20 protein-coding genes, 2 rRNA genes and 1 riboswitch are annotated in these 20907 nt (G+C 40.1%); of the genes, 15 read left to right on the top strand and 7 right to left on the bottom strand.

Annotation, left to right across the window (positions count from 1 at the left end; all coding sequences use genetic code 11):
• From B5771_RS19350 to dapA, 4 genes are all read left to right on the top strand, one after another.
• A 23S ribosomal RNA gene (locus B5771_RS19350) occupies positions 1-97 on the top strand; the annotation flags it as partial.
• Between the two features lie 118 nt (positions 98-215).
• Positions 216-332, top strand: a 5S ribosomal RNA gene (gene rrf, locus B5771_RS19345).
• A gap of 803 nt (positions 333-1135) precedes the next feature.
• Positions 1136-1795, top strand: a complete 660-nt coding sequence (locus B5771_RS19340; RefSeq protein ID WP_088188979.1) for a DUF1287 domain-containing protein — start codon at positions 1136-1138, stop codon at positions 1793-1795.
• 173 nt (positions 1796-1968) lie between these two features.
• Positions 1969-2142: riboswitch (Lysine riboswitch) on the top strand.
• A gap of 91 nt (positions 2143-2233) precedes the next feature.
• Complete coding sequence (dapA, locus tag B5771_RS19335; RefSeq protein WP_088188978.1) at positions 2234-3124, top strand: 4-hydroxy-tetrahydrodipicolinate synthase; 891 nt, start codon at positions 2234-2236, stop codon at positions 3122-3124.
• A 12-nt stretch (positions 3125-3136) separates the two neighbouring features.
• Here dapA and B5771_RS19330 read toward each other — a convergent pair whose 3' ends face one another.
• Positions 3137-3778, bottom strand: coding sequence for a DegV family protein (locus tag B5771_RS19330; RefSeq protein WP_282433361.1), 642 nt, complete (start codon positions 3776-3778; stop codon positions 3137-3139).
• A gap of 345 nt (positions 3779-4123) precedes the next feature.
• Between B5771_RS19330 and B5771_RS19325 the strand changes: the two genes are divergently transcribed.
• Entirely contained in the window at positions 4124-5143 is a 1020-nt protein-coding gene (locus B5771_RS19325; protein ID WP_207652719.1) for a WYL domain-containing protein, read from the top strand.
• Positions 5144-5276: 133 nt separating this feature from the next.
• Entirely contained in the window at positions 5277-5507 is a 231-nt protein-coding gene (locus B5771_RS19320; RefSeq protein WP_088188975.1) for a hypothetical protein, read from the top strand.
• Positions 5508-5521: 14 nt separating this feature from the next.
• Here B5771_RS19320 and B5771_RS19315 read toward each other — a convergent pair whose 3' ends face one another.
• Together B5771_RS19315 and B5771_RS19310 are read right to left on the bottom strand one after the other, a co-directional pair.
• Complete coding sequence (locus B5771_RS19315) at positions 5522-6391, bottom strand: hypothetical protein (RefSeq protein WP_088188974.1); 870 nt, start codon at positions 6389-6391, stop codon at positions 5522-5524.
• Positions 6369-6803, bottom strand: coding sequence for a transcriptional repressor (locus B5771_RS19310; RefSeq protein WP_172408314.1), 435 nt, complete (start codon positions 6801-6803; stop codon positions 6369-6371). Before B5771_RS19310 ends, B5771_RS19315 begins: the two co-directional genes overlap by 23 nt.
• A gap of 448 nt (positions 6804-7251) precedes the next feature.
• On the opposite strand from B5771_RS19310, the gene B5771_RS19305 reads away from it, so the two are divergent.
• From B5771_RS19305 to B5771_RS19290, 3 genes are all read left to right on the top strand, one after another.
• Positions 7252-7596 (top strand): hypothetical protein, encoded by a 345-nt coding sequence (locus B5771_RS19305; RefSeq protein WP_348982963.1) that lies wholly within the window; start codon positions 7252-7254, stop codon positions 7594-7596.
• 289 nt (positions 7597-7885) lie between these two features.
• Positions 7886-9337: a glycosyltransferase family 39 protein gene (locus tag B5771_RS19300; RefSeq protein WP_088188971.1), complete on the top strand. Its 1452-nt coding sequence runs from the start codon at positions 7886-7888 to the stop codon at positions 9335-9337.
• 327 nt (positions 9338-9664) lie between these two features.
• Entirely contained in the window at positions 9665-10621 is a 957-nt protein-coding gene (locus B5771_RS19290) for a glycosyltransferase family 2 protein (protein WP_047811973.1), read from the top strand.
• 164 nt (positions 10622-10785) lie between these two features.
• On the opposite strand, the gene B5771_RS19285 is transcribed toward B5771_RS19290, so the two are convergent.
• Positions 10786-11274 carry a DUF1003 domain-containing protein gene (locus tag B5771_RS19285; RefSeq protein ID WP_242966895.1) on the bottom strand — a complete coding sequence of 163 codons (489 nt, stop codon included), beginning with the start codon at positions 11272-11274 and terminating at the stop codon, positions 10786-10788.
• A gap of 360 nt (positions 11275-11634) precedes the next feature.
• On the opposite strand from B5771_RS19285, the gene B5771_RS19280 reads away from it, so the two are divergent.
• From B5771_RS19280 to B5771_RS19270, 3 genes are all read left to right on the top strand, one after another.
• Complete coding sequence (locus B5771_RS19280; RefSeq protein WP_047811976.1) at positions 11635-11874, top strand: SHOCT domain-containing protein; 240 nt, start codon at positions 11635-11637, stop codon at positions 11872-11874.
• A 514-nt stretch (positions 11875-12388) separates the two neighbouring features.
• Positions 12389-13291, top strand: a complete 903-nt coding sequence (locus B5771_RS19275; protein WP_140417767.1) for a GGDEF domain-containing protein — start codon at positions 12389-12391, stop codon at positions 13289-13291.
• An 89-nt stretch (positions 13292-13380) separates the two neighbouring features.
• Complete coding sequence (locus tag B5771_RS19270; RefSeq protein WP_088188967.1) at positions 13381-13926, top strand: PH domain-containing protein; 546 nt, start codon at positions 13381-13383, stop codon at positions 13924-13926.
• 46 nt (positions 13927-13972) lie between these two features.
• Here the strand turns inward: B5771_RS19270 and B5771_RS19265 are convergent, their stop codons facing one another.
• The 3 genes from B5771_RS19265 to B5771_RS19255 form a co-directional block, all read right to left on the bottom strand.
• On the bottom strand, positions 13973-14767 hold the full coding sequence (locus B5771_RS19265; protein ID WP_088188966.1) for an ATP-binding cassette domain-containing protein: 795 nt from the start codon (positions 14765-14767) through the stop codon (positions 13973-13975).
• Positions 14760-15668 carry an ABC transporter permease gene (locus B5771_RS19260; RefSeq protein WP_088188965.1) on the bottom strand — a complete coding sequence of 303 codons (909 nt, stop codon included), beginning with the start codon at positions 15666-15668 and terminating at the stop codon, positions 14760-14762. Before B5771_RS19260 ends, B5771_RS19265 begins: the two co-directional genes overlap by 8 nt.
• Before the next feature lie 85 nt (positions 15669-15753).
• The gene (locus tag B5771_RS19255; RefSeq protein ID WP_088188964.1) at positions 15754-16752 is read right to left on the bottom strand and encodes an ABC transporter substrate-binding protein; all 999 of its coding nucleotides are present in this window, start codon (positions 16750-16752) and stop codon (positions 15754-15756) included.
• 380 nt (positions 16753-17132) lie between these two features.
• On the opposite strand from B5771_RS19255, the gene B5771_RS19250 reads away from it, so the two are divergent.
• The 3 genes from B5771_RS19250 to B5771_RS19240 all read left to right on the top strand — a co-directional run bounded on the left by B5771_RS19250 (position 17133) and on the right by B5771_RS19240 (position 20702).
• Positions 17133-18101 carry a glycosyltransferase family 2 protein gene (locus B5771_RS19250; protein WP_088188963.1) on the top strand — a complete coding sequence of 323 codons (969 nt, stop codon included), beginning with the start codon at positions 17133-17135 and terminating at the stop codon, positions 18099-18101.
• A complete protein-coding gene (locus B5771_RS19245; RefSeq protein ID WP_088188962.1) occupies positions 18095-18520 on the top strand; it encodes a GtrA family protein in 426 nt (141 codons plus the stop codon). The genes B5771_RS19250 and B5771_RS19245 overlap by 7 nt, the downstream gene beginning before the upstream one ends.
• Before the next feature lie 94 nt (positions 18521-18614).
• Positions 18615-20702: a glycosyltransferase family 39 protein gene (locus B5771_RS19240; protein WP_172408312.1), complete on the top strand. Its 2088-nt coding sequence runs from the start codon at positions 18615-18617 to the stop codon at positions 20700-20702.
• Positions 20703-20907 lie beyond the last annotated feature (205 nt).

Genomic DNA, 20907 nt, shown 5'->3' with positions numbered 1-20907 from the left:
GTAAGACCCCTGAAGGAAGATCAGGTTGATAGGCCGGATGTGGAAGCACCGTGAGGTGTGGAGCTGACTGGTACTAATCGGTCGAGGGCTTGACCTAATACGATACGTTAGCAAAGGGAATGTGGCTTAAATGTTTCTGAGAAGACGAAGCTAGAAAAAGACTCTATGTAGTTTTGAGAGAACAGAGTTCGAAAAGGACAACTGAATCTCAAAGATCTGGTGGTCATGCCGGAGGGGTTCCACCCGTTCCCATCTCGAACACGGAAGTTAAGACCTCCAGGGCCAATAATACTTGGGGCGCAGGCCCCTGGGAAAGTAGGTCATCGCCAGGTAAAACAAGCAACAGACTGCCATATGGCAGTCTGTTTGTGTTTCATGAAAGAAATGAAAGTATAAACGACCGGGGTTCCACCCGTTCGATCCACGCTGCAGGAGTCTGCGTTGCGGGACGCAGCGTGGCGAAAAGCTCGTCCGCTTTTCGTATCTCGAACACGGAAGTTAAGACCTCCAGGGCCAAGGATACTTGGGGCGCAGGCCTCTGGGAAAGTAGGTCATCGCCAGGTAAAACAAGCAACAGACTGCCATATGGCAGTCTGTTGCTTGTTTCATGAAAGAAGCTAAAAATATTGGGTCCCACACTGCAGGAGAAGGCGTCACTGGACGCAGTGTGGCGATAAGCTCGTCCGCTTATCGTGTTCGATCCACATTGCAGGAGAATGTGTCACAAGTCGCAATGTGGCGAAAACCTCGTACTTCGCCACGAAGTGAATCTCTGGGGTTGGTGGCTCGGCGAAACCCTCCACCGGAGGCTTTCGTGCTTTTCGTATACACGAACACGGAAGTTAAGGATCCACACTGCAGGAGTATGCGTATGGGGACGCAGTGTGGCGAAAGGCTCATCCGCCTTTCGTTCCAGGGCCAAGGATACTTGGGGCGCAGGCCCCTGGGAAAGTAGGTCATCGCCAGGTAACAAACGACAGTGTGCTAAATTGGCAGTCTGTTTTTGTTAACAGCAAGAATTGAAGTAATGCATAAAATAACCAACTGGGAGTAATGTTGTTATTGAAGTATGTGATATGCAAATGGATTTGGCTTAAGTGAGGTGATCTGCCTGAGAAGATCTGTTAAACGATACATGGTTTTGTTCGGTCTAATAGGATTAGTCCTGATATCATGGGTTGGTATTAATTTGTTCCAGACATTAAATAAGCCGTTTGGACAGTCACTTAAGATTGCAAATATTTCTTGCCCAAGTGATAAGGACAGCGATGGCGTCGCTGATTTACAAGACATTGTTAAAGGGGCTAAAGCGGAAGTGAGCAGAAAACCTCATTATCGCAGCGCATATTATCAAGGGGGATTTCCCCCTGACAATGAAGGCGTGTGTACAGATGTTGTGTGGAGGGCTACGCGTGATGCGGGTTATGATTTAAAGGTATTAGTGGATAAAGATATCCGAGAAAATCCTGAAAAATATCCTCGGATTGGGGGAAATCCTGATCCGAATATAGATTTTCGCCGGATTCCTAACTTAATTGTTTTCTTTCGTAGGAACGGAACAGAACTTACGAAGGATGTGAAACCCGGTGACGTTGAAAATTTATATCAATGGCAGCCTGGAGACATTGTTACTTTTGATAATCCACATGAACATATTGCAATTATCTCAGATAAACGGAGAAAAGATGGTGTTCCATACATTCTACATAATGCAGGACCAACGGCGAACGAAACGGATCAACTTCAAAGCTGGCCATCTAAAATAACCGGCCATTTCCGATTTCCCAAGTTTTAGTATGATGAACTCGTTCAAGCATTGCGTTAGCCGAGGTTTCGTTCAGTTCAGAAGACCTCTGACACTACTGACATATTCATATTTCCTATCGGCAATAAAGCAACATTTTGTTTTGCGCAAAAAATGATGTTATTTTGGGGTTGACAAGTTTAAAGAATATGAATAGACTGAATTGAAATGATAGAGGTGCATTTTACAATCAGTACCCGAAGTTGTTAAGGTTACGTACGACCGTAGCTTCGGTGAAAGGTGTAGATGCCGAAGTCGGTTCCATTACGTGGGGACTGGGCTGGTTGGGCAAAATAAGATTTGTTCAACTGTCGCATTTGCGGAGAGCTATCTATATTACCATATGATTCAGAAATTCATGTGGGTAATTTAGTAGCTGATTCCGTATCAGCTATTTATTTTTTGTATGAACAGAGAAGGAGAAGTAACATGAAAAAGAACACTATTTTCAAAGGTATTGCCACTGCCCTCATCACTCCTCTTGACGAAACGGGAATTAATTATGAGCAGTTTGGAAAATTGATCGATTGGCAAATTGCAGAGGGAATTGATGCTCTGGTGATTTGTGGAACGACAGGTGAAGCTTCAACCCTAACTGATGAAGAGCACAGAGCAGCAATAACCTTTGCAGTTCAGCGTGCGGGAGGCAGAGTACCGATCATTGCAGGCACAGGCAGTAATGACACCGAATATGCGCATGACCTCACTCGTTTTGCCTGTGAAGCAGGTGCGGATGCAATGCTTGTAGTTACCCCTTATTACAATAAGGCTACGCAAAAGGGTCTAATTAAAATGTATTCTCAAATTGCCGACAAGAGTACAAAGCCTATCATTATCTATAATGTGCCATCAAGAACGGGGGTAAATATTGAGCCAGCAACCTACGAAGCATTGGCTGAACACGGAAATATTGTCGGGATTAAAGAGGCAAACGGCAACATTTCCAAAATTGTTGAAACGATGGCGCGTGTACGAGGTAAGCTCGATTTGTATTCAGGCAATGACGACCAGATAGTTCCGCTTATGGCGCTTGGTGGAATCGGATGCATCTCTGTGCTTTCCAACATTATGCCGGCACAAACACGCGAGATTTGCACACGTTTCTTTAACGGCGATATTGCCGGCAGCGCGGAGCAACAGTGTAAACTTTACCCCCTTATAAACGCACTGTTTTGTGAAGTAAACCCTATCCCGGTCAAAGCTGCTATGGCAGCTATGGGTTTCTGCAAGGACTATCTCAGGTTACCCCTCACTTCAATGGAGGATACAAATCGTGAAAAGTTGCTTTCACAAATGAGAGCACAGGAATTAAACGTTTGAGGAAGTATAAGGTTATACCAGAAAACGAAATAGCCGGCACCAGTTTCCTAGTCCGCCGATACCCAAATGACTGCCTAATACACACCAAATTTTGATGATAATAAAGTTGTTCGTGTCGAGTCTTTTCGCAAGAAGATTCTTTAGGTCTTCTGCGCCCGGCAAATTATCTGAATGGGCGATGCCGATGATCTGTTCAGGAAAGCCTTCGATTCTATCTGTCAGTGTATCAGATACCAAGTTAAGCGCCTTTTGATTTCCTCGGGCCTTCTTACTGAGGTGTAATAAGCCATTTTTTACCTCTAGAATGGGCCTGACATCCAAGAGAGATCCAAGCATTCCTTGTAATTTGCTGATTCGTCCTCCCTTTACCAACCAACCGATATCAGCGATGGTAAACACATGCTCTATGTGTTCCGTCAAGTAAGATATGTGCCGGGTAACAGCTTCAAAGCCATACCCGGCTTCAATCATTTTCGCCGCCTGTAAAGCGATAAGGCCAATTGCCACTGATCCTGACTTAGAATCAATAACTTGCATGTTCCGATCCGGATACTTTGATTGAAATTCTAATAAGATGGTTTCTGCCAACTGATACGTTCCTGAAAGGGCGGCAGAAAAGGCGAGATAGATAAAGTCTTCTCCGCGATTACAAATTATTCTGGCATGGACAAAGAGTGTCCATGCCTTTTGCTATGCTGTTTATATAAAAAACAGGAGCTGATGAGATGTTAAGAAAGAAATGCAAGATTTGCGGAAAAAATTCATACAGCGCAAGTGAACACCGACTATGGCTATGCCCATACTGTAATTGCGATTTAACAAAAGAGAAGGCGATGATCATTAATGAAAAACAAACTAATATCAGCATTAAAAACAACTCGGAAAATGATTAAGGATATCGATTTTTGCAGGATATTGTTTTTTGAAGTAGAAATAGTTATTAGAGGAAAATGCTGAATAATCCTTATGAAGTTTCTACTTTTAGTGGAGGAGAGGTACTTGAATCAAGATTGGCAAGATGCGGATGAGCCTGAAAGTCGAACAAAATTAATTCGTATACTTTCCTTATATGACACTTTGTGCAGAGGCAATATCGTTAACAAACAGCGAGCTGCAATTAACTTTTCGGTAAGTGAGAAAGCAATTCAACGTGATATTAATGATTTAAGGGCTTATCTTGATGACCAGAGTCTAAATGGAGAAGGTTGTAATATATCTATAAATTACAATCGAGTTAAAAAAGGGTATGAAATGATCCGTGAAAGTTCTTGGCTGACTCAGCAGGAGGTGTTAGCCATTGCGAAAATTTTATTAGAAAGCAGGGCATTTTCTAAATCAGAACTTAACCTGCTATTAAATAAAACCATTGTTCAGTGTCTGCCAGATTCTCGAAGAAATGTATCTGAGAATATTCAAAATGAACTATTTCACTATTTGCCGGTTGCTCATGGTCGACCTCTTATAAGTAAAATTTGGGATGTAAACTCGGCAATTCGAGAGCGAAGACTGTTGAAAATCAATTATCTGAAACCTGGAGCATCAGCTACTACTTGTAGGGTCTTGGAACCTTGTGGCCTGATTTTTTCAGAGTATTACTTCTATCTCATAGCATATATCAAGGATTTGGGCTATGAATTTCCTGCTACATATCGATTAGATCGGATAGAGTCCTATTCAATCAGCGATCAACATTTTCGTATCCCAGAAGCAGACAGATTTGAGGAAGGTGAGTTTCGTAAAAGAGTACAATTTATGCGGGCCGGAAAATTGATGAAAATAACTTTTCGGTTTTGGGGCCCATCATTAGATGCTGTACTTGATCGTTTACCTACTGCACATGTAATTGGATGGGAGGATAAGAAGGCTATTGTTGAAGCTGAGGTATTTGGTGATGGTATCAAAATGTGGTTACTTAGTCAGGCAGAGTTTCTTGAAGTGCTCAAGCCTGAGAATTTCAGACTGGAAATGAGAAATACCTTGTTACGGATGCCATTAACAAGGAATAAAAGTTATACATAATGTTTAGGAGATAGAATGATTTATACAATTTGAAGAGTTGAAAAATGTGGAGCAATTTGCCAAAGGTATGGGTCTTTACACTTCGGAAATTGATGAGATTGTTTAAAGAAGTTGGATTGCATGACAAAAACTCTTGGAGGTTCAAAAACGTGTTTCAAAATTGCTCAATGATTTTAAATGTGCTAATGTTCAAGCTCTAAATCTGAAAATAGATATTAAATTAACGGCAAAGTATGAGAACTTTAGCTATACAAAATATGTTGTTGAAGAAGTGCGCCGTAATCCGGAGGGTAGTAGATCGGGTTCGCTCTCAGTTGCCCCCATTGAATCATCGGAGAACGGATATGTATTCAGAGCAAAATGAGATCTACTATGGGGCTATCCGTTATGTGTTCCTAATGGGTTCTCTTTATTTTTGCGTAAGGCAAGCCACATCGAAACCCCGCCAATTCCAGCGACGATGATTACAACGAGAATTACTCCTATATTGATCGAATCCAAATTATGAACTCTAATTCCTGTGTTCACGCCCCAGTCCGAAATAGACGGATCAATAAGCCCTAAAATGCCAGCCAGCATGAACAGCAGGCCCCCATATTGAAGGGTATTTCCTGATACAAATTGACCTATATTTGCCTTGCTTGATTGACTAATATTTCTACTCTGTATCCACCACCCAAACAATGCACCAATGATAACCTGCATCGAAAGTGTTCCTAATCCGAACAGTAAGCCAGGAACAAAACCAACCCACACTGAAGGCATTGTTGGTGAAATTACAGTATAGATGATTGTAGCAAAAGCTCCTGTTCCGCAACCCGCAATAATACCATGCAAAAACGCTAACCGAATTGGTACAGGCTTACTATCATCTGTTTGAGGCAGCAACTTTTCTAACCATGGTATGAGATGAAAAGACCGTCCTTTATGCAGTATGTAATATCCTGATATTGCCATTACAATTCCCACGATAATATAAACAAGGTTTTCGCTGGAACTGCTCATTAGAAATCCAGTTAAAGCCATAAATGCCAGTTCTGAAGCAATCGCCCGTTGAAGTGTAAATCCTGTGGAAAAGACTAATCCGCTGAGCATACCTTTCTTAGAGCTATAACTACCAATGGAATAACTAAATGTAATGGGCCAGGTGTGTTCATCTGGCGTGATTCCGTGAATCATTCCGAGTATAAAAGCAGTAATTAGGCCAACGGATAATGATAGATGACTAGGGTTCCAAAGATTTAACATTTATGTTCTTCCTCTCGCAGTTCTTACAATGCCCATATAAATCCACACGATGATAATTGACGGTGCCCACGTCATCATACTTGTGAGTCATTTCTAAACATTCGTAGATGTCTTTAACTTTGTGGCAATCAAGACAGACAAAATGGTGATGATGATGATCCGAGCAGAAGGTATAATAAATTTCACCATCAATAAGAAAAGGTGTAGCTAATCCTAATTTCGTGAGCACTTCTATGAGCCGATAAACTGTTGTAAGTCCTACGCTGTTATATTCTTTTTTTACACACTCATGCAATTGTGCAGGAGTTAACATTTGCCCCGAATTCATGAAAGTCGTTAAAACCACTTCTCGTTCTTGAGTGAGACGGAAATTACTCTCATGTAGTTTGCTTTTAATCAGTTCAAGTTCCATTTTGCTATCCCTCATGTTAAAGAAAATCATTTTCTATAATGCATCATGTACTTGGTCTTGTCAAGGTTATTGATAGATGCTCCGAACGATATTTGACCAACTATTTCTAATAACCGGTAATTATACTGGTTTTAGCTGGTACGCACCAATAAGACCCTACCTCTGAGCGTTAGCGTAGGTGGTGGGAGTATGTCACTTCTATTCTTATGCCGTTTAGCTTTAAAACTTAAGATTTCAAAATTGAGAAGCCCTCATCAATTTTTTGTCGATGAGGGTTGATATAATTTTGTGTAAGAAAAGATTGATATTGAAACGGAGAACGAATATAATAAGAACATGAGTTCGATAAAGAACAAATATATGTACTAAGAGGCGATTAAAATGAGAGATGTCTGTGCTGAGTGTAATAGCAAATCCTATTGTATAGAACCTTGTGAAGAGTGGTTAATTGCCCACGATCAATGCCCAGTGTGCCGGAACAAACTCATACATATTGGCGGATGTACCGAGTGCATCACGGGTGATTGGGCGAAGTGCGGTTAGGATGAAAGTCATTATGGCTCCTATAGAAATGATTGCATGGTTCGATATCCCCGGCACACCGCGCCCGATTCGCTTTCGACATGACGGTAATGTTGTGAAGGTTGAACTAATTAAAAGAATATCTGAAGAGAAGATTGCTGGTAATCGAATGAAGGTCTATGAATGTCAGAGCGAGGTTCATGGGTTAATGAAGCATTTTCAGCTAAAGTATGAGGTGAATACCTGCAAGTGGTTTTTGTATAAAATTTAAACTTTAAATGGCAATAAATGAGCAATCATGTCCTACACCGGATAACAACCGGGCGTAGGATATTTTTTGCAGGTCATAAAAAATATTCAATATAGGCAAGTACCAGATATTGTGTTTCTTGGTGATATATTAAAAGTAATTGATTTTCATCTTTAATTGGAATATAATTGCATTTAAATTGAGATTAACAAAATTATAGTAACCTAGTGATTCTACCATATTCTGTGCAGGGTATAATTTGGATGCGTTTTACTTTTTGCGTTCTCTTCTATAAAGAAAGGTTTTGTGGATGGTTAAATTAAGATTTAATCAGATTATGGAGTGGTTAGTGCTTTTTTTGTTAGGTGTTTCTTTTATCGGGGTACTGATTTATAAAGTTTTCGGTTTGTTTCTCTTTGCAATATTTGTTTTTTTGGTATACAAGTATAAGAAAATTCCGGTACTCAGCGGTTTAAAAAGCATCAAGCAGAACTTTGCGGCTATTCTGTTAGCTGCCTTTATCCTCAGACTTTTATGGGTTCTTATTATACCGACCAAACCGATTTCGGATTTTGGTTTGATGTACGGATATGCTCAGAAAGTTGCCCAAGGGGACTATAGCGGATTTCATGGTTACGGGTACTTTGCCAGATTTGCGCATGATACGGTTACTGTTCTATATTTTTCTTTGTTTTATAAGTTCAGCTCCGCTCCTTTGTTTTTAATTAAAATTGCCAATGTCTTATTTTCTACATTTTCAGTATTTCTTTTATATAAAGTAGTCGAAAAGATATATGATGACCGGCAAACAGCACTGGTTTCAATGCTTCTCTATGCCTTATATCTGCCTTCAATAATGTATAATTCTCAAACTATGCAAGAAAACATTGCCACACCTTTCTATTTGCTTAGTACATATTACTTTCTGGCTGCTGTGAAAAATCAAACGCAGGACAAGTGGGATAAAGTTAAATTGCTGGTTTTCTGCGGATTAGGACTTGCAGTTGGCCATATGTTTAGAATGGTCGGTTATATTTTTCTCTTGGCCTATTTATTCTATTACTTATTTTACAAGAGATTTAAAAGCTTGGTAATTGAGCTGCCGGTCATAATTATTTCGTGCCTTGTCCCAATTATCATTTTGAGTTCGCTGCTAGCCTCAAGTGGAATTACGGAAACACAGTTATGGAATTCTAAAGAACCCTATTGGACTTCGATTCTCAAGGGCACCAATATAGAGGCTCACGGACACTGGAATCTGGACGATGCCGAAATTCCAGAGCTATACAAGCATGATCCGGTAAAAATAACCGAAGCAAGCAAACAAATCATTAAAGACAGATTGTTAAACACGCCAAAGCTGAAATTGTTGGGCTTTTCTATTATTAAGTTTGAATCTGAATGGGCAGTACCTGACATGTCTGCTTATATATGGACTATTCCCGGAGCAGTCGATTATTTTGCTTTTGCTAAATTTTTCGCAAAATCAAACGTGATCTTAACAGGTCTAGCTTCATCGTTCTATTTAATCTTATTATTTATGAGCATTTTGGGTTTACATAGAAACAAAGACAGACCGATCGAAATAAACTTCTTTTTAATACTCTATTTAGGTTATGCATTGTTCCTGATGTTGATTGAGGCACAGGCCAGATACGCTTATATGCTTTCTTGGATCTTTATTATTTTTGCGGCTGGGGGCGTAAGGCTTAAAGATGATACAGTTGTTAAGGTTTATTCTGATAGGAGTATTGAATACTAGCCTGACATTTATGGTATATTACGTACTGGTGTTTCTAAAGGTTAACTATCTTTTGGCTAATATTTTGGCTTACTCCGCAGGTACGATAAATAGTTATTTCTGGAACAGGGCATGGGTATTTAAGTGCCAAAAAGATCACTCCGAGTTATTTTACAAGTTTGTTATAGTGAATCTTATCACATTACTGCTAAATAGTTCAGTGCTATACGTTCTTGTAACGTTTAGCTTAGGCAAAATCGTCAGCCAAGTTGCTGCTACGTTTTTCGGAATCTGGACTAACTTTCTGCTAAATAAAATCTGGACATTCAAAGTGAAGGAAGTTGAGGGATGAGAAAAGAGTTTCTGCTTTCGGTAGTGGTTCCCATGTATAACGAAGAATCGGTTGCTGAGGTGTGCTATCAACGTCTGTTAGACGTAATGAATCATAACGGCTATAATTTTGAACTGCTTTTTGTCAATGACGGCAGTCAGGACGGCACTATGGCGATACTGGAGCAGATTGCGTGTGATGATAAAAATGTTAAAATTGTTGATTTCTCGCGGAACTTTGGACATCAAACAGCTGTAACATGTGGGATTCAACTGGCATGCGGTGATGCGATTGTAATTATTGATGCTGATCTGCAAGATCCGCCTGAGCAAATTGTCCCGATGGTTAAACTCTGGCAGGAAGGCTATGATGTGGTTTACGGCAAACGCAATCAGCGGTCCGGGGAAACGTGGTTTAAACTCGTGTCAGCCAAGTGCTTTTATAGGTTCCTTTCTGCAATGTCTGATGTTGATATCCCGGTCGATACAGGAGATTTTCGGTTAATAGACAGAAAAGTAGCAGACGTGTTTTCCACGATGCAGGAAAAAAACCGGTTTATCAGAGGAATGATTGCTTGGGTGGGATTTAAGCAAACGTTCATCGAATATGATAGGGATAAGCGGTTTGCGGGAGAAACAAAATATCCTCTGAAGAAAATGTTAAAATTTGCAGCCGATGGGATATTTTCATTCTCTTCCAAGCCATTGAAGTTAATGTCGACTTTAGGGTTTATAACCATATTCATTGCTTTGCTGATTATTGTCTACTCCTTAGTTCAAAAGATCATCGGCAGAGCAACTCTAACCGGTTGGACCTCACTGATGGTCGCCATCACCTTTTTCAGTGGGGTACAACTTTTATCGTTTGGCATTCTTGGCGAATATATTGCAAGAATTTATGACGAAATTAAACAGCGTCCTTTGTATATTATCAAAAACAAATACAATTTCCATGAAGGTAACTTTCGGAGATAGCGCCAAGTCATAAATCTAGGGAGTTGTCAAACTAGCCGCTACTGGCTGGACGGATAACATTAGAAAGCACGCCAATGTCACTTTGCTTACAGTAACCCTGCGAAACAGGGATCTACTGCCGCGGATGCTGGCCCATACATTATGTTCGAAATCCTACATGCTGCCTAAATTGCACCCTCTTGCTTTTTAGATTGCAACAATAATTTCAGTTGAGCCATCTCATCTTCGATTCTATGAAGATGAGCTTGAATGTCATCTACTTCAAGCTCTGCTTTATAGTTAATAGCAAAATCAATAATCGACTCACGCTTATCACGAGCAGTCTGTCTGTTTTGGCTCATCATAATAATTGGTGCTTGGAATGCTGCAATAAATGAGAGGATTAAATTGAGCAAGATAAAGGGAGGAGGATCAAAATGGCCTATGATATTCAAAGTGTTAATTAGGATCCAAGCCGACAAAAAAGTTGCAAAAATAATAATGAAGCTCCAGCTGCCACCAAAAGCTGCAATTCGATCGGCTAGCTTATCCGGCCATCTTGTTTGTTTGAGATAATCCTCATTTAGATGATCCTCAATAGTATGCTCGTAATCATTTACAACTCCTTGTAATCGTTTTGCATAATCTTTAACGTATTTATGATTTTCAGACAAAACCATCAACCTTTCTCTGGTTTTTTTGTTGTTAATTTTATCATAGTTACATAAAATTCTATAATTTTTTTGATAGTTATCCCCATTGGTTTGCCCCAAAATTTATCGGTGAGTCATATTCCATATCAAAACAAAAACAAAGCGACTTCAGCTTATAAAGTGCTGAGGCCGCTTTTCTGGGTTATCCAGTTTTTAAGGCCCCCACCTCTATAAGTGGGGGTGGGTCCTTCGTTAACTTCAGGTGGGAAAAAACCTTATTAATTCTTTAACAAATTATTCATAAGTCATTCATCAAAAAAGCTTAGGATAGGAGTATAGTTCTTTTAGGTTCATTGAATACTTCTTAAGAGGTGAAATAATATGTTTAGGTTTATGGGCTTTGGCCTTTTGGGACTGGGCTTTTTAGGCATGGCGCTGCATTTTATACTGTGGATTTTATTGATTGTATTCGTCGTAAAAGTAATTCGTGGCCATCGAAATGGATATCATGTACTTTCAAAAAGAAATGACTATGCGCTAGATATTCTTCGCGAAAGATATGCGAAAGGCGAGATCGATGTTGAGGAATTTAATAGGAGAAAAGAAGATCTATTAAGATAAAGATAAAATTATTTAGCAATATAAATGGGTTGATGAGAAGAAAGTTATCTAGTCAGCCCACTTTTTGTTGTGTTCAGATGAAAGTTTTACGGCATGGACAAAGAAGTGGTTGTAAAGTGTAGAATTGCCAATAAGGCCAAGTGTTTGTATTTCTTAGATAATCTATTAATTAAAAGAGGATATGGAAGAAATATGTAGAATGTTGTATTGCTAGCAGTATTAATAATTCTAGAGGGGGATCGAGTTGATATTCTCTTCAGCATTATACCTGTTTTTTATCGCGGTATTTAACACTTTTACAACGCATATCTTGCTTACTAGGAAAAAGTCAATAATATTCTGCATAAATGCTTTTATCATAACTACTATTTGTGCGTACATAACTAATATTCTTGCGGAAAAATATATTCACAATCCAGTGCTTCTAGAATATGTATTATATTTGATTTCCTGTTTGTACATAGTATATATTCATATCGTATTTAATGAATCAATATCAAAAAAGATATTTGCAATGTTTAGTATTTGGATGTTCTCAACAATTTGCTTGGTTGTTTCTGTTAAAATTGCAGAACTGTTTACAGGCATTAACGAAATCAAATATAATCTTGAGATTATATACTTTCTTAGAGAGTGTCTGCAAATAATTCTGTTATTGATTACTTATTTTTATATAAGAAGTCCGTACAAAGAGATTTTTAATAAAGTATCTAATAAAACTATAGGTTTTATGTCGCTTTACCCACTTTTTGCATTTTTATTGTTAATTAACAATTATACTACGTCGATTAGCGGCTTAAAAAGCCTAGACTATACCTTGACCATGCTTTTGCTTTTAGTATTTATTATCATGGGATATGTGTTTGTATTTAGCGGGATATCATCAGCATCTCGGATAATATCTATGCAATATAGGATGGAGAGGTTGGAGTGGACATCCAGATCAGATCCCTTAACTGGGCTATATAATAGAAGATACATTATGGAGAAAATAGAAAGCGAGTTCAAAAGACCTAAAAAAAAGAAATTTTCACTTGTTATTGCGGACATTGATTATTTTAAGAAGATTAATGACACCTATGGACACGACTGCGGAGATTGTGTTCTTCAGATGATCTCAAAAAGCCTTATGGATAATGTGCGAGAACAAGATCTTGTATCTAGGTGGGGGGGAGAGGAATTTTTGCTCTTACTTCCAGAAACTGAAGTCGAAGGTGCATATACATTGATGGATCGAATCAAGAAAATAATCGGAGAACAAATTATCGAATATAATGGGAATCAAGTTTCTATTACAATGACATTTGGGATTGCCGATAGTCAAGATTATCAGTTAATAGATGATGTTATAAAGAAAGCCGACAATGCACTATATGAAGGAAAAGGCCGTGGAAGAAATTGTGTGGTTGTAGCTTAAAATAGGATACTTACCGGAGCAACAGAATACTCTGGTATTCGAGAATGATCTCGGAATAAAGAAATAATTGCGAAGCGAAGTGAAGTGATTTGAGCTATCAAATTAGTATTATTGATGTAATAAAAGCGTGGTTTCAGCCAGTTAATCCGTTGACAATTTTCATTACAATAATTCTTCTGCTGGCAATAATTAATGCTGGTAAAAAGGTGTATCATGATAAAGGAACGCCTTTGTTTCCCAAAAGTATTGTTACTTTTTTAATACTTCTGGCGACCCCTATAGTTCTAATTGGTTCTGAAATCGGTTCGGGATGGAGATTGAAAGGTGATGAATTATTGTTTAAGGCTCCACTCTCCAATTCATCAATAAATTTGAAATTATCGAGAATGGCTTTAGTTTCTAACACCAGTGAATGGGCACCTGCATCAAAAACAAATGGAGTCGGAATGCCAGGTTTAGATACAGGGGAATTTACCTTAAAAAACGGAAAGAAAGCAGTAGTTTTTTCATATTTGCATGCAGGTAAGATTGTGGTCTTGCAATATCAGGACAAGTATTATGAAATATCCTACCCGGGAGCTGAAGATCTTTATAAGGAACTCACGGCACGCGGCGTAAAAGTAGGGGTGGAGTGAATAAAAGGGGAGAAGGGAACCTGGATTTAGGGTTAGGTGCATGTCTTTAAGCTAAGATCATGCGGTCATTGTGAATATGAGAGCCGCTTTCTTTTTCGAACATTTCCAACAAACGATTAATTGTCATATTTGTTCGTTCTTCTTCACGGAGATCGAGGATGATTCGGCCCTCATGCATCATGATAGTGCGGTTGCCGACACTTAGCGCATGATCGAGATTATGCGTGATCATAAGAGTTGTAAGATTATTTTCTGCCGCGACCCGGCAAGTTAAATCCAGGACTTTTTCAGCTGTTTTGGGGTCTAAGGCCGCAGTATGCTCATCAAGCAGGAGAAGTTGAGGCTTCTGTATAGTAGCCATAAGCAAAGTTAATGCTTGGCGCTGACCACCTGACAAAAGGCTGACCTTGTTGGTGAGGCGGTTCTCTAAACTTAATCCGAGCTTGGTAAGTTCTTGTCTAAAATATGCCCGCTCCTTGGCTGATATAGCCCGGCGCAAGCGGCGAGACTGACCGCGGCGCAAAGCCATAACCATATTTTCCTCGATCGTCATGGATGAAGCTGTACCCCGCATCGGGTCTTGGAAAACACGGCTGACGAGACTTGCCCGCCTATACTGCGGCCACCCTGTGATCTCACAATCTCCAATATGGATTTCACCTTTATCTATAGGAAAGTCTCCTGCTATAGAGTTGAGTAAGGTCGACTTGCCTGCGCCATTACTGCCGATAACTGTGACAAAATCCCCGGCAGCAAGCTTTAAGGTGATCCCTTTAATTGCCATTTTTTCGTTGACAGTCCCTTTATTAAATGTTTTGAGGATATTTTGAACTCTAAGCATTGGTTACCTCCTTTCCAGCATGAGAGCCAGAACGAGGAAGGATTTTCTTTTTAATGTCGGGTGTTGTTAGGGCGATAATGACAATGACAGCGGTTACTAACTTTAAGTCAGTCGGACCCAGGCCCAACTGCAAAACCAAAGCGATAATAACCCGATAAACTATGGCCCCGACGATCACTGCTAGAATCGTTCGTTTTACCGAGGATGTTCCCACCAATACCTCCCCAATGATAACTGAGGCAAGGCCGGCGATGATCATGCCAATTCCCATACTGGCATCGGCAAACTGATTATTTTGAGCGACATAGCTGCCGGAAAAAGCGACCAGACCGTTGGATATTGATAGACCAAGAATCTTCATCATATCCGTATTAACGCCCTGGCTCCGAATCATCATTTCATTATCCCCAGTAGCACGCAAAGCAACACCAATCTCTGTTTCCATAAAAAGATACAGCAGATACCCCAGGATTAATACGCTAATTAAACTTAGGACCATCACTCCATACTGATCCATAAAGGGAAGCTTGCCGAAATCTGTAAAAATGGTCCGCATGCGCAAGAGGGGAATATTTGGCCTGCCCATGATCCTCAAGTTAACAGAGTATAGGGCGGTCATAGTCAAGATACCGGAGAGCAAAGGCGTGATCTTAAATTTCGTGTGCAACAGACCTGTAAAAGCCCCAGCCACCAATCCTCCAATGAAGGCTATTCCTGAGGCCAGCCAAGGATTTTGGCCAGCGAAAATTAAACGGGCGGCAATGGCAGCTCCAAGAGTGAAGCTGCCATCAACCGTCAAATCCGCATAATCAAGAACACGAAAGGTGAGGTAAACACCAAGAACCATGATCGCATACATTAAACCTTGTTCAAATGTTCCGGAAAATACTTGCCAGGACATAAATAACACCTCGTCGGTCTATATTTTCTGCCTTCTGCCCGGTGGTTTCTCCTGACGACACTCATGTCGTTTGTTAGGCTCAAATTTATTTAGTCTCGACAAACGTGGCATTCTTCAAGTCATCTGGAATGGTTATACCGAGGAGAGCGGCACTGGACTTGTTAATTACTGTATCAAATTCTTTCTGGCTCTGGATAGCCATATCTTGGGGTTTTGCTCCCTTAAGAACTTGCAGAGCCATCTCACCAGTTTGTTTACCTAAGTTCTCATAGTTTATCCCGATAGTGCCAAGTGCTCCCTTGTCAACTACACTGCTTTCACCGGAAATTACTGGTATCTTAGCCTTATTAGTAACTTGCAGAACAGTTGGAGCTGCAGAAACAACCATGTTGTCGGTTGGAACATACACTACGTCTACCTTACCGACTAAAGATTCTGTTGCCTGTTGTACGTCAGCAGTGCTGGCTATGGTTGCCTCAACTATCTGGAGTCCCATCGCAGCAGCAACGTCTTTGGCCATTTTAACCTGAACCTGCGAATTAACTTCACCGGCGTTGTAAATGACGCCAATTTTTTTTGCCTGGGGTACCAGTTTCTTGAGAAGTTCGAACTGCTGTTTGATTGGGTTCATGTCCGTCGTGCCCGTGACATTGGTTCCCGGTTTCTCGTTGCTGTTCACTAATTTGGCAGCAACAGGATCAGTTACTGCAGTAACTAAAATAGGAATGGTACTGCTGGCAGCAGCCATAGCTTGTGCCGAAGGGGTAGCAATTGCCAAGACAAGATTAAGCTTTTCTGAGGTAAATTGCTGGGCAATGGTATTGAGAGTTGATTGATCGCCCTGGGCGTTCTTGTAATCGACAGTCAGATTTTTACCTTCTGTGTACCCGTTCGCTGCCAACGTTTCCAGGAATCCTTTGCGCGCAGCGTCAAGAGCGGGGTGTTCGACAATTTGAATAATTCCTACTTTGACGGTTTTTTCACTTGTACTATTGGAGCCCGTTGTGGCCGCAGTACTTCCACAGCCTGTCACCACCGCTGTTAAGAGGGAAAAAATAATGAGTAATGCCATAAACCTTTTCATAAATTTCATCCTCCCTGTTTTGGACAATAAAAAACACTTCCGCAGGAAGTGCATTTGCCCATTCCCTACTGTCCTACTACACTACCAATATTCAGTTTATACTTATATTAAAGTTGGAGTCCGTTCTTGTCAATAGAAGTAGACACAATATTCTAAATAATAATCTGTTTCGACAAAGATCGAGTCATTGAATTAATTGCAATTCTTCACATATTCTCCATAGGATTGTCGAGGAACACTAACATGTTCATTCTATAATAACTTTAAGCAGCAACCGTAAAGATATTCATTTGTTTGTTCTGAATTATCTTCAGATCGTAAACAACCTTGGTTATTGTAAAAAGTCGAGGTAAATTACATTTAAGGTAGGAGGCGAGGGCATGAATTCAGAGGTTCGCTATTCTATAGTTATCCCTGTCTATAATGAAGAGGCTGTCATCGAGCAAACTTATAGGCGTTTAAAACTGGTGATGGAGTCTACTAGAGAGCCTTATGAGTTGATTTTTGTCAATGATGGCAGCTCAGATCGTACAATTGCTATCATCAAAGATTTCGGCGGTCAGGATGATGCTGTGAAACTTATAACTTTTTCTCGTAATTTTGGTCATCAAGTGGCAATTACAGCTGGTATGGATTACGCATCAGGTGACGCTGTCGTTGTGATTGACGCGGATTTGCAAGATCCGCCTGAGTTGATTTTGGAGATGATTGCCAAGTGGAAAGAAGGGTTTGACGTTGTTTACGCTAAACGAACGAAGCGAAAGGGTGAAACATTTTTTAAGAAGCAAACAGCTCATCTCTTTTATCGAATGTTAAAGGCTTCTACGGATCTGGAGATTCCGACGGATACCGGTGATTTTCGTTTGCTGGATCGCAAAGTCTGCGTGGAGCTGAAGAGGCTGCCTGAAAAAAATCGTTACGTTCGCGGCTTGGTGAGTTGGGTGGGATTCCGTCAAACCGCAATTGAGTATGAGAGAGATGAACGACTGGCTGGAGAAAGTAAGTATCCGCTGAAGAAGATGATAAAGCTAAGTTTAGATGGACTTACTTCTTTTTCTTTTAAGCCGATCAAAATGGCAATCTATGCAGGAGTTATACTGATTTTTTGCGGTTTAATCTTCTTGGCAGGGTTGTTATTCCTAAAACTATCTGCCGCCTCCAACGTGATTGCGGGGTGGAATCTGGTTATGGTGATGCAACTGGTGTTGACCGGAATTCTTCTGACTATGATGGGGATTATTGGAGAGTATATCGGACGTATCTACGATGAAGTAAGAGACCGTCCTTTATATATTGTAAGTGAATACTATGGGACGAAGAAAAAAGAACGGAAAGTGAAAGTATGTTAGTAAATATCACTAAAAATCCCCTGGAGTTTATAAAATTTTGTATAGTCGGCGCAGTTAATACTGGAATTGATTTAGTAGTATTTGCGGTTCTTTCCTCTTGGGGTTTTTCGCTTTTAATGGCGCATAGTTTATCTTATACTTGCGGAGGGTTAAATAGTTTTCTCCTGAACAGAAAATGGACATTCAAGCAAAGCAGTCATACCTCGGGGCAATTGCCCAAATTCCTGCTGCTAAATTTTTTGACATTGATGATCACTTACGTCTTGATGGTTGGGGTCAATAAGTACTTGGCCTGGCCAATGATTATTTGCAAAATAGCAGCTATAGGAGCAGGCCTGGGGCTTAATTTTGCAGGAAACCGCCTATGGGTCTTTAAGTTTGGCTCATTAATAGAGGTGGAGAGAGGTACGAGATTTTAGCCGAACAAAATGAGTAGTATGAATGCGGTCTAATCAGTGCATTAAATAAGGAGATATATTTTTCTCTTGATATGTCTTTAAGGAGGTCGTCATCTTGAAAGAAGGAGTTAAAAAGGAATCCTTTTGGGTAACGCTTATTTTAATGTTATCGGCAGTAGTGAATTTTGGGAATATAGGAATAGAAGGGTATGCTAATACTTTTTATGCTGCCGGAGTAAAAAGCATGATGATGAACCTTAAGAATTTCTTCTTCGCATCCTTTGATCCTGCTGGATTTGTAACTATTGATAAGCCGCCTTTTGGTTTCTGGATACAAACAATATCCGCCAAAATATTCGGTTTTAGCGGATGGAGTATAATTCTTCCCCAAGCTTTAGCCGGAGTAATTTCAGTTTGGCTTATCTATTATCTTGTTAAAAGGTCCTTTGGAAGCTTCGCAGGACTAATTGCAGCTCTCTGTCTGGCAGTAACTCCCATATTCGTGGCCTCAAGCAGAAACAATACAATTGATAACTTACTTGTTTTATTTATGCTGCTTGCCTGTTGGGCTTTATCTGCAGCGGCTGAAAAGGGAAAATTTAAATACCTTATCCTAAGTTTAGTCCTTTTGGGAATTGGTTTTAATATAAAAATGGTAGAAGCCTATATGGTTGCTCCCGCTCTCTATATAACCTATCTCCTTACTTCAGCTCTTCCTTATAAAAAGAAAATTAAACATCTTGTGGTAGGTTCAGTTGTTCTTTTAGTTGTATCATTGTCTTGGGCTGTAGTCACAGACTTAGTACCTGCAAATGCCAGACCTTATATAGGCAGTAGTACTAATAACTCAGTCATGCAGCTAATAATAGGCCACAATGGATTACAGAGAATTGGCATTGCCGGCATAGGTGGTAACAGTTTTGGTAAAAGCGGTAAGAATTTTGGAAGAGATGGGATCAATTTCCCTAAAGATGGCAATTATTTTGATAAAGGACAACGTTCGCAAGGATTATCTAATAATGATAGGCCGCAGATGCAGCCAGGTCGTGCTCCCACGAGGGCAAATTTTGGACAATTTGGCATGGGGGGGACTTCAAAGTCTAGTATCCTGAGATTGTTTTCTAAAAATAATATGTCCGATCAAATAAGCTGGCTCTTGCCCCTTGCACTGATCGGATTTGCCGTCGCTGCGATAGAGGAAAAATTCAAATTTCCATTTGATAACAAAAGAAAGTTAGGCTTACTTTTATGGTCTATGTGGCTCTTGCCCGAGCTTATATATTTTAGCTTTTCCCGTAATATTACTCACACCTACTATTTAACCACCATGGCACCGTCTATCGCTGCTTTAGTTGGCATCGGATTGGCAGTTATGTGGAAGTGTTTCAAAGAAGATGGGTGGAAGATATGGATTCTGCCAATGGCGTTTTTGGTTAACGGGTATGTTGAGATCTTAATTCTGTCCTATAATTATCACTTGTCAAATGGTTATGAAATAGTAATTTTGCTGACAGGGCTAATAGGTATTCTAGTTTCAATAATTCTCGCGTTCGTTAACATCAGGAGAATTAGAAAAAATACCGATCAAGTTCAGCCAATAAAGAGCGGAAACACTAAATTAAATAAGCTGCTCATCAGTACCGCTTTTCTGGGACTTTTAATAGCTCCAATTGTTTGGTCGTTTACCCCGGTGTTTTATCCCATGAATGGCAGCAGCCCTTCTGCAGGGTTGGAGCTTTCTTCAAGCAGGCAGTTCGGAAATTCTCAAACAAGTAACGATTCAAAGCTTATCAACTTTTTAGAAGCTAATAGACAAAATGCAAAATACCTTGTTGAAGTTCCGTCAGCCATGACTTATGGCTCAGATTTAATTCTTAAAACCGGACAACCTGTTCTAACGCTGGGTGGGTTTATGGGAACAGATCCAATTCTCACTTTAGACCAGTTTAAACAATTAGTTGCTGATGGAGAACTAAGATATGCAATGGTCAATGCAGGTTCGTTTAGAGGAATGGGTGGACCTGTGGGAAATAACTCAAATAATGCTATCATGAACTGGATAAAAACAAATGGGAAGCTTGTTCCGGCGAGTGAATGGCAGGATTCCACAACGTCACAAAGCACAAAGGGATATCAAGGTTTCGGTGGATTTGGAGGCCGATCAAACTCTATTGAACTATATGCTTTAAAACCCAATGGCTAACTCTAGGTCTCTGGGGCCAGAAATTGCCGGCAGCACAACAGACTCAAGTGTTTCAGTTAAATGACTGCGATCATACTAAGTAAATGTAATACCGGAGCGTTATGGGCGCTCCGGTTATGTTGTGTTTATTCGTGTTGAAAAGCATCTGCCGGATAAATAGAAGCAGGTGCTTTTCAGAATGGGATGACTGATGACACTAAAAATT

The sequence above is a fragment of the Desulfosporosinus sp. FKA genome (assembly GCF_002196785.1).
GTDB classification, from domain to species: Bacteria; Bacillota; Desulfitobacteriia; order Desulfitobacteriales; family Desulfitobacteriaceae; genus Desulfosporosinus; species Desulfosporosinus acididurans.
This window is presented reverse-complemented; position numbering and strand designations above follow the sequence as displayed.

Coding starts and splice junctions, on each gene's coding strand:
- B5771_RS19340 (WP_088188979.1), top strand. CDS start 1,136: ATGGTTTTGTTCGGTCTAATAGGATTAGTCCTGATATCATGGGTTGGT.
- dapA (WP_088188978.1), top strand. CDS start 2,234: ATGAAAAAGAACACTATTTTCAAAGGTATTGCCACTGCCCTCATCACT.
- B5771_RS19315 (WP_088188974.1), bottom strand. CDS start 6,391: ATGTTAAATCTTTGGAACCCTAGTCATCTATCATTATCCGTTGGCCTA.
- B5771_RS19310 (WP_172408314.1), bottom strand. CDS start 6,803: ATGGAACTTGAACTGATTAAAAGCAAACTACATGAGAGTAATTTCCGT.
- B5771_RS19300 (WP_088188971.1), top strand. CDS start 7,886: ATGGTTAAATTAAGATTTAATCAGATTATGGAGTGGTTAGTGCTTTTT.
- B5771_RS19290 (WP_047811973.1), top strand. CDS start 9,665: ATGAGAAAAGAGTTTCTGCTTTCGGTAGTGGTTCCCATGTATAACGAA.
- B5771_RS19280 (WP_047811976.1), top strand. CDS start 11,635: ATGTTTAGGTTTATGGGCTTTGGCCTTTTGGGACTGGGCTTTTTAGGC.
- B5771_RS19275 (WP_140417767.1), top strand. CDS start 12,389: ATGTTTAGTATTTGGATGTTCTCAACAATTTGCTTGGTTGTTTCTGTT.
- B5771_RS19265 (WP_088188966.1), bottom strand. CDS start 14,767: ATGCTTAGAGTTCAAAATATCCTCAAAACATTTAATAAAGGGACTGTC.
- B5771_RS19260 (WP_088188965.1), bottom strand. CDS start 15,668: ATGTCCTGGCAAGTATTTTCCGGAACATTTGAACAAGGTTTAATGTAT.
- B5771_RS19255 (WP_088188964.1), bottom strand. CDS start 16,752: ATGAAAAGGTTTATGGCATTACTCATTATTTTTTCCCTCTTAACAGCG.
- B5771_RS19250 (WP_088188963.1), top strand. CDS start 17,133: ATGAATTCAGAGGTTCGCTATTCTATAGTTATCCCTGTCTATAATGAA.
- B5771_RS19245 (WP_088188962.1), top strand. CDS start 18,095: ATGTTAGTAAATATCACTAAAAATCCCCTGGAGTTTATAAAATTTTGT.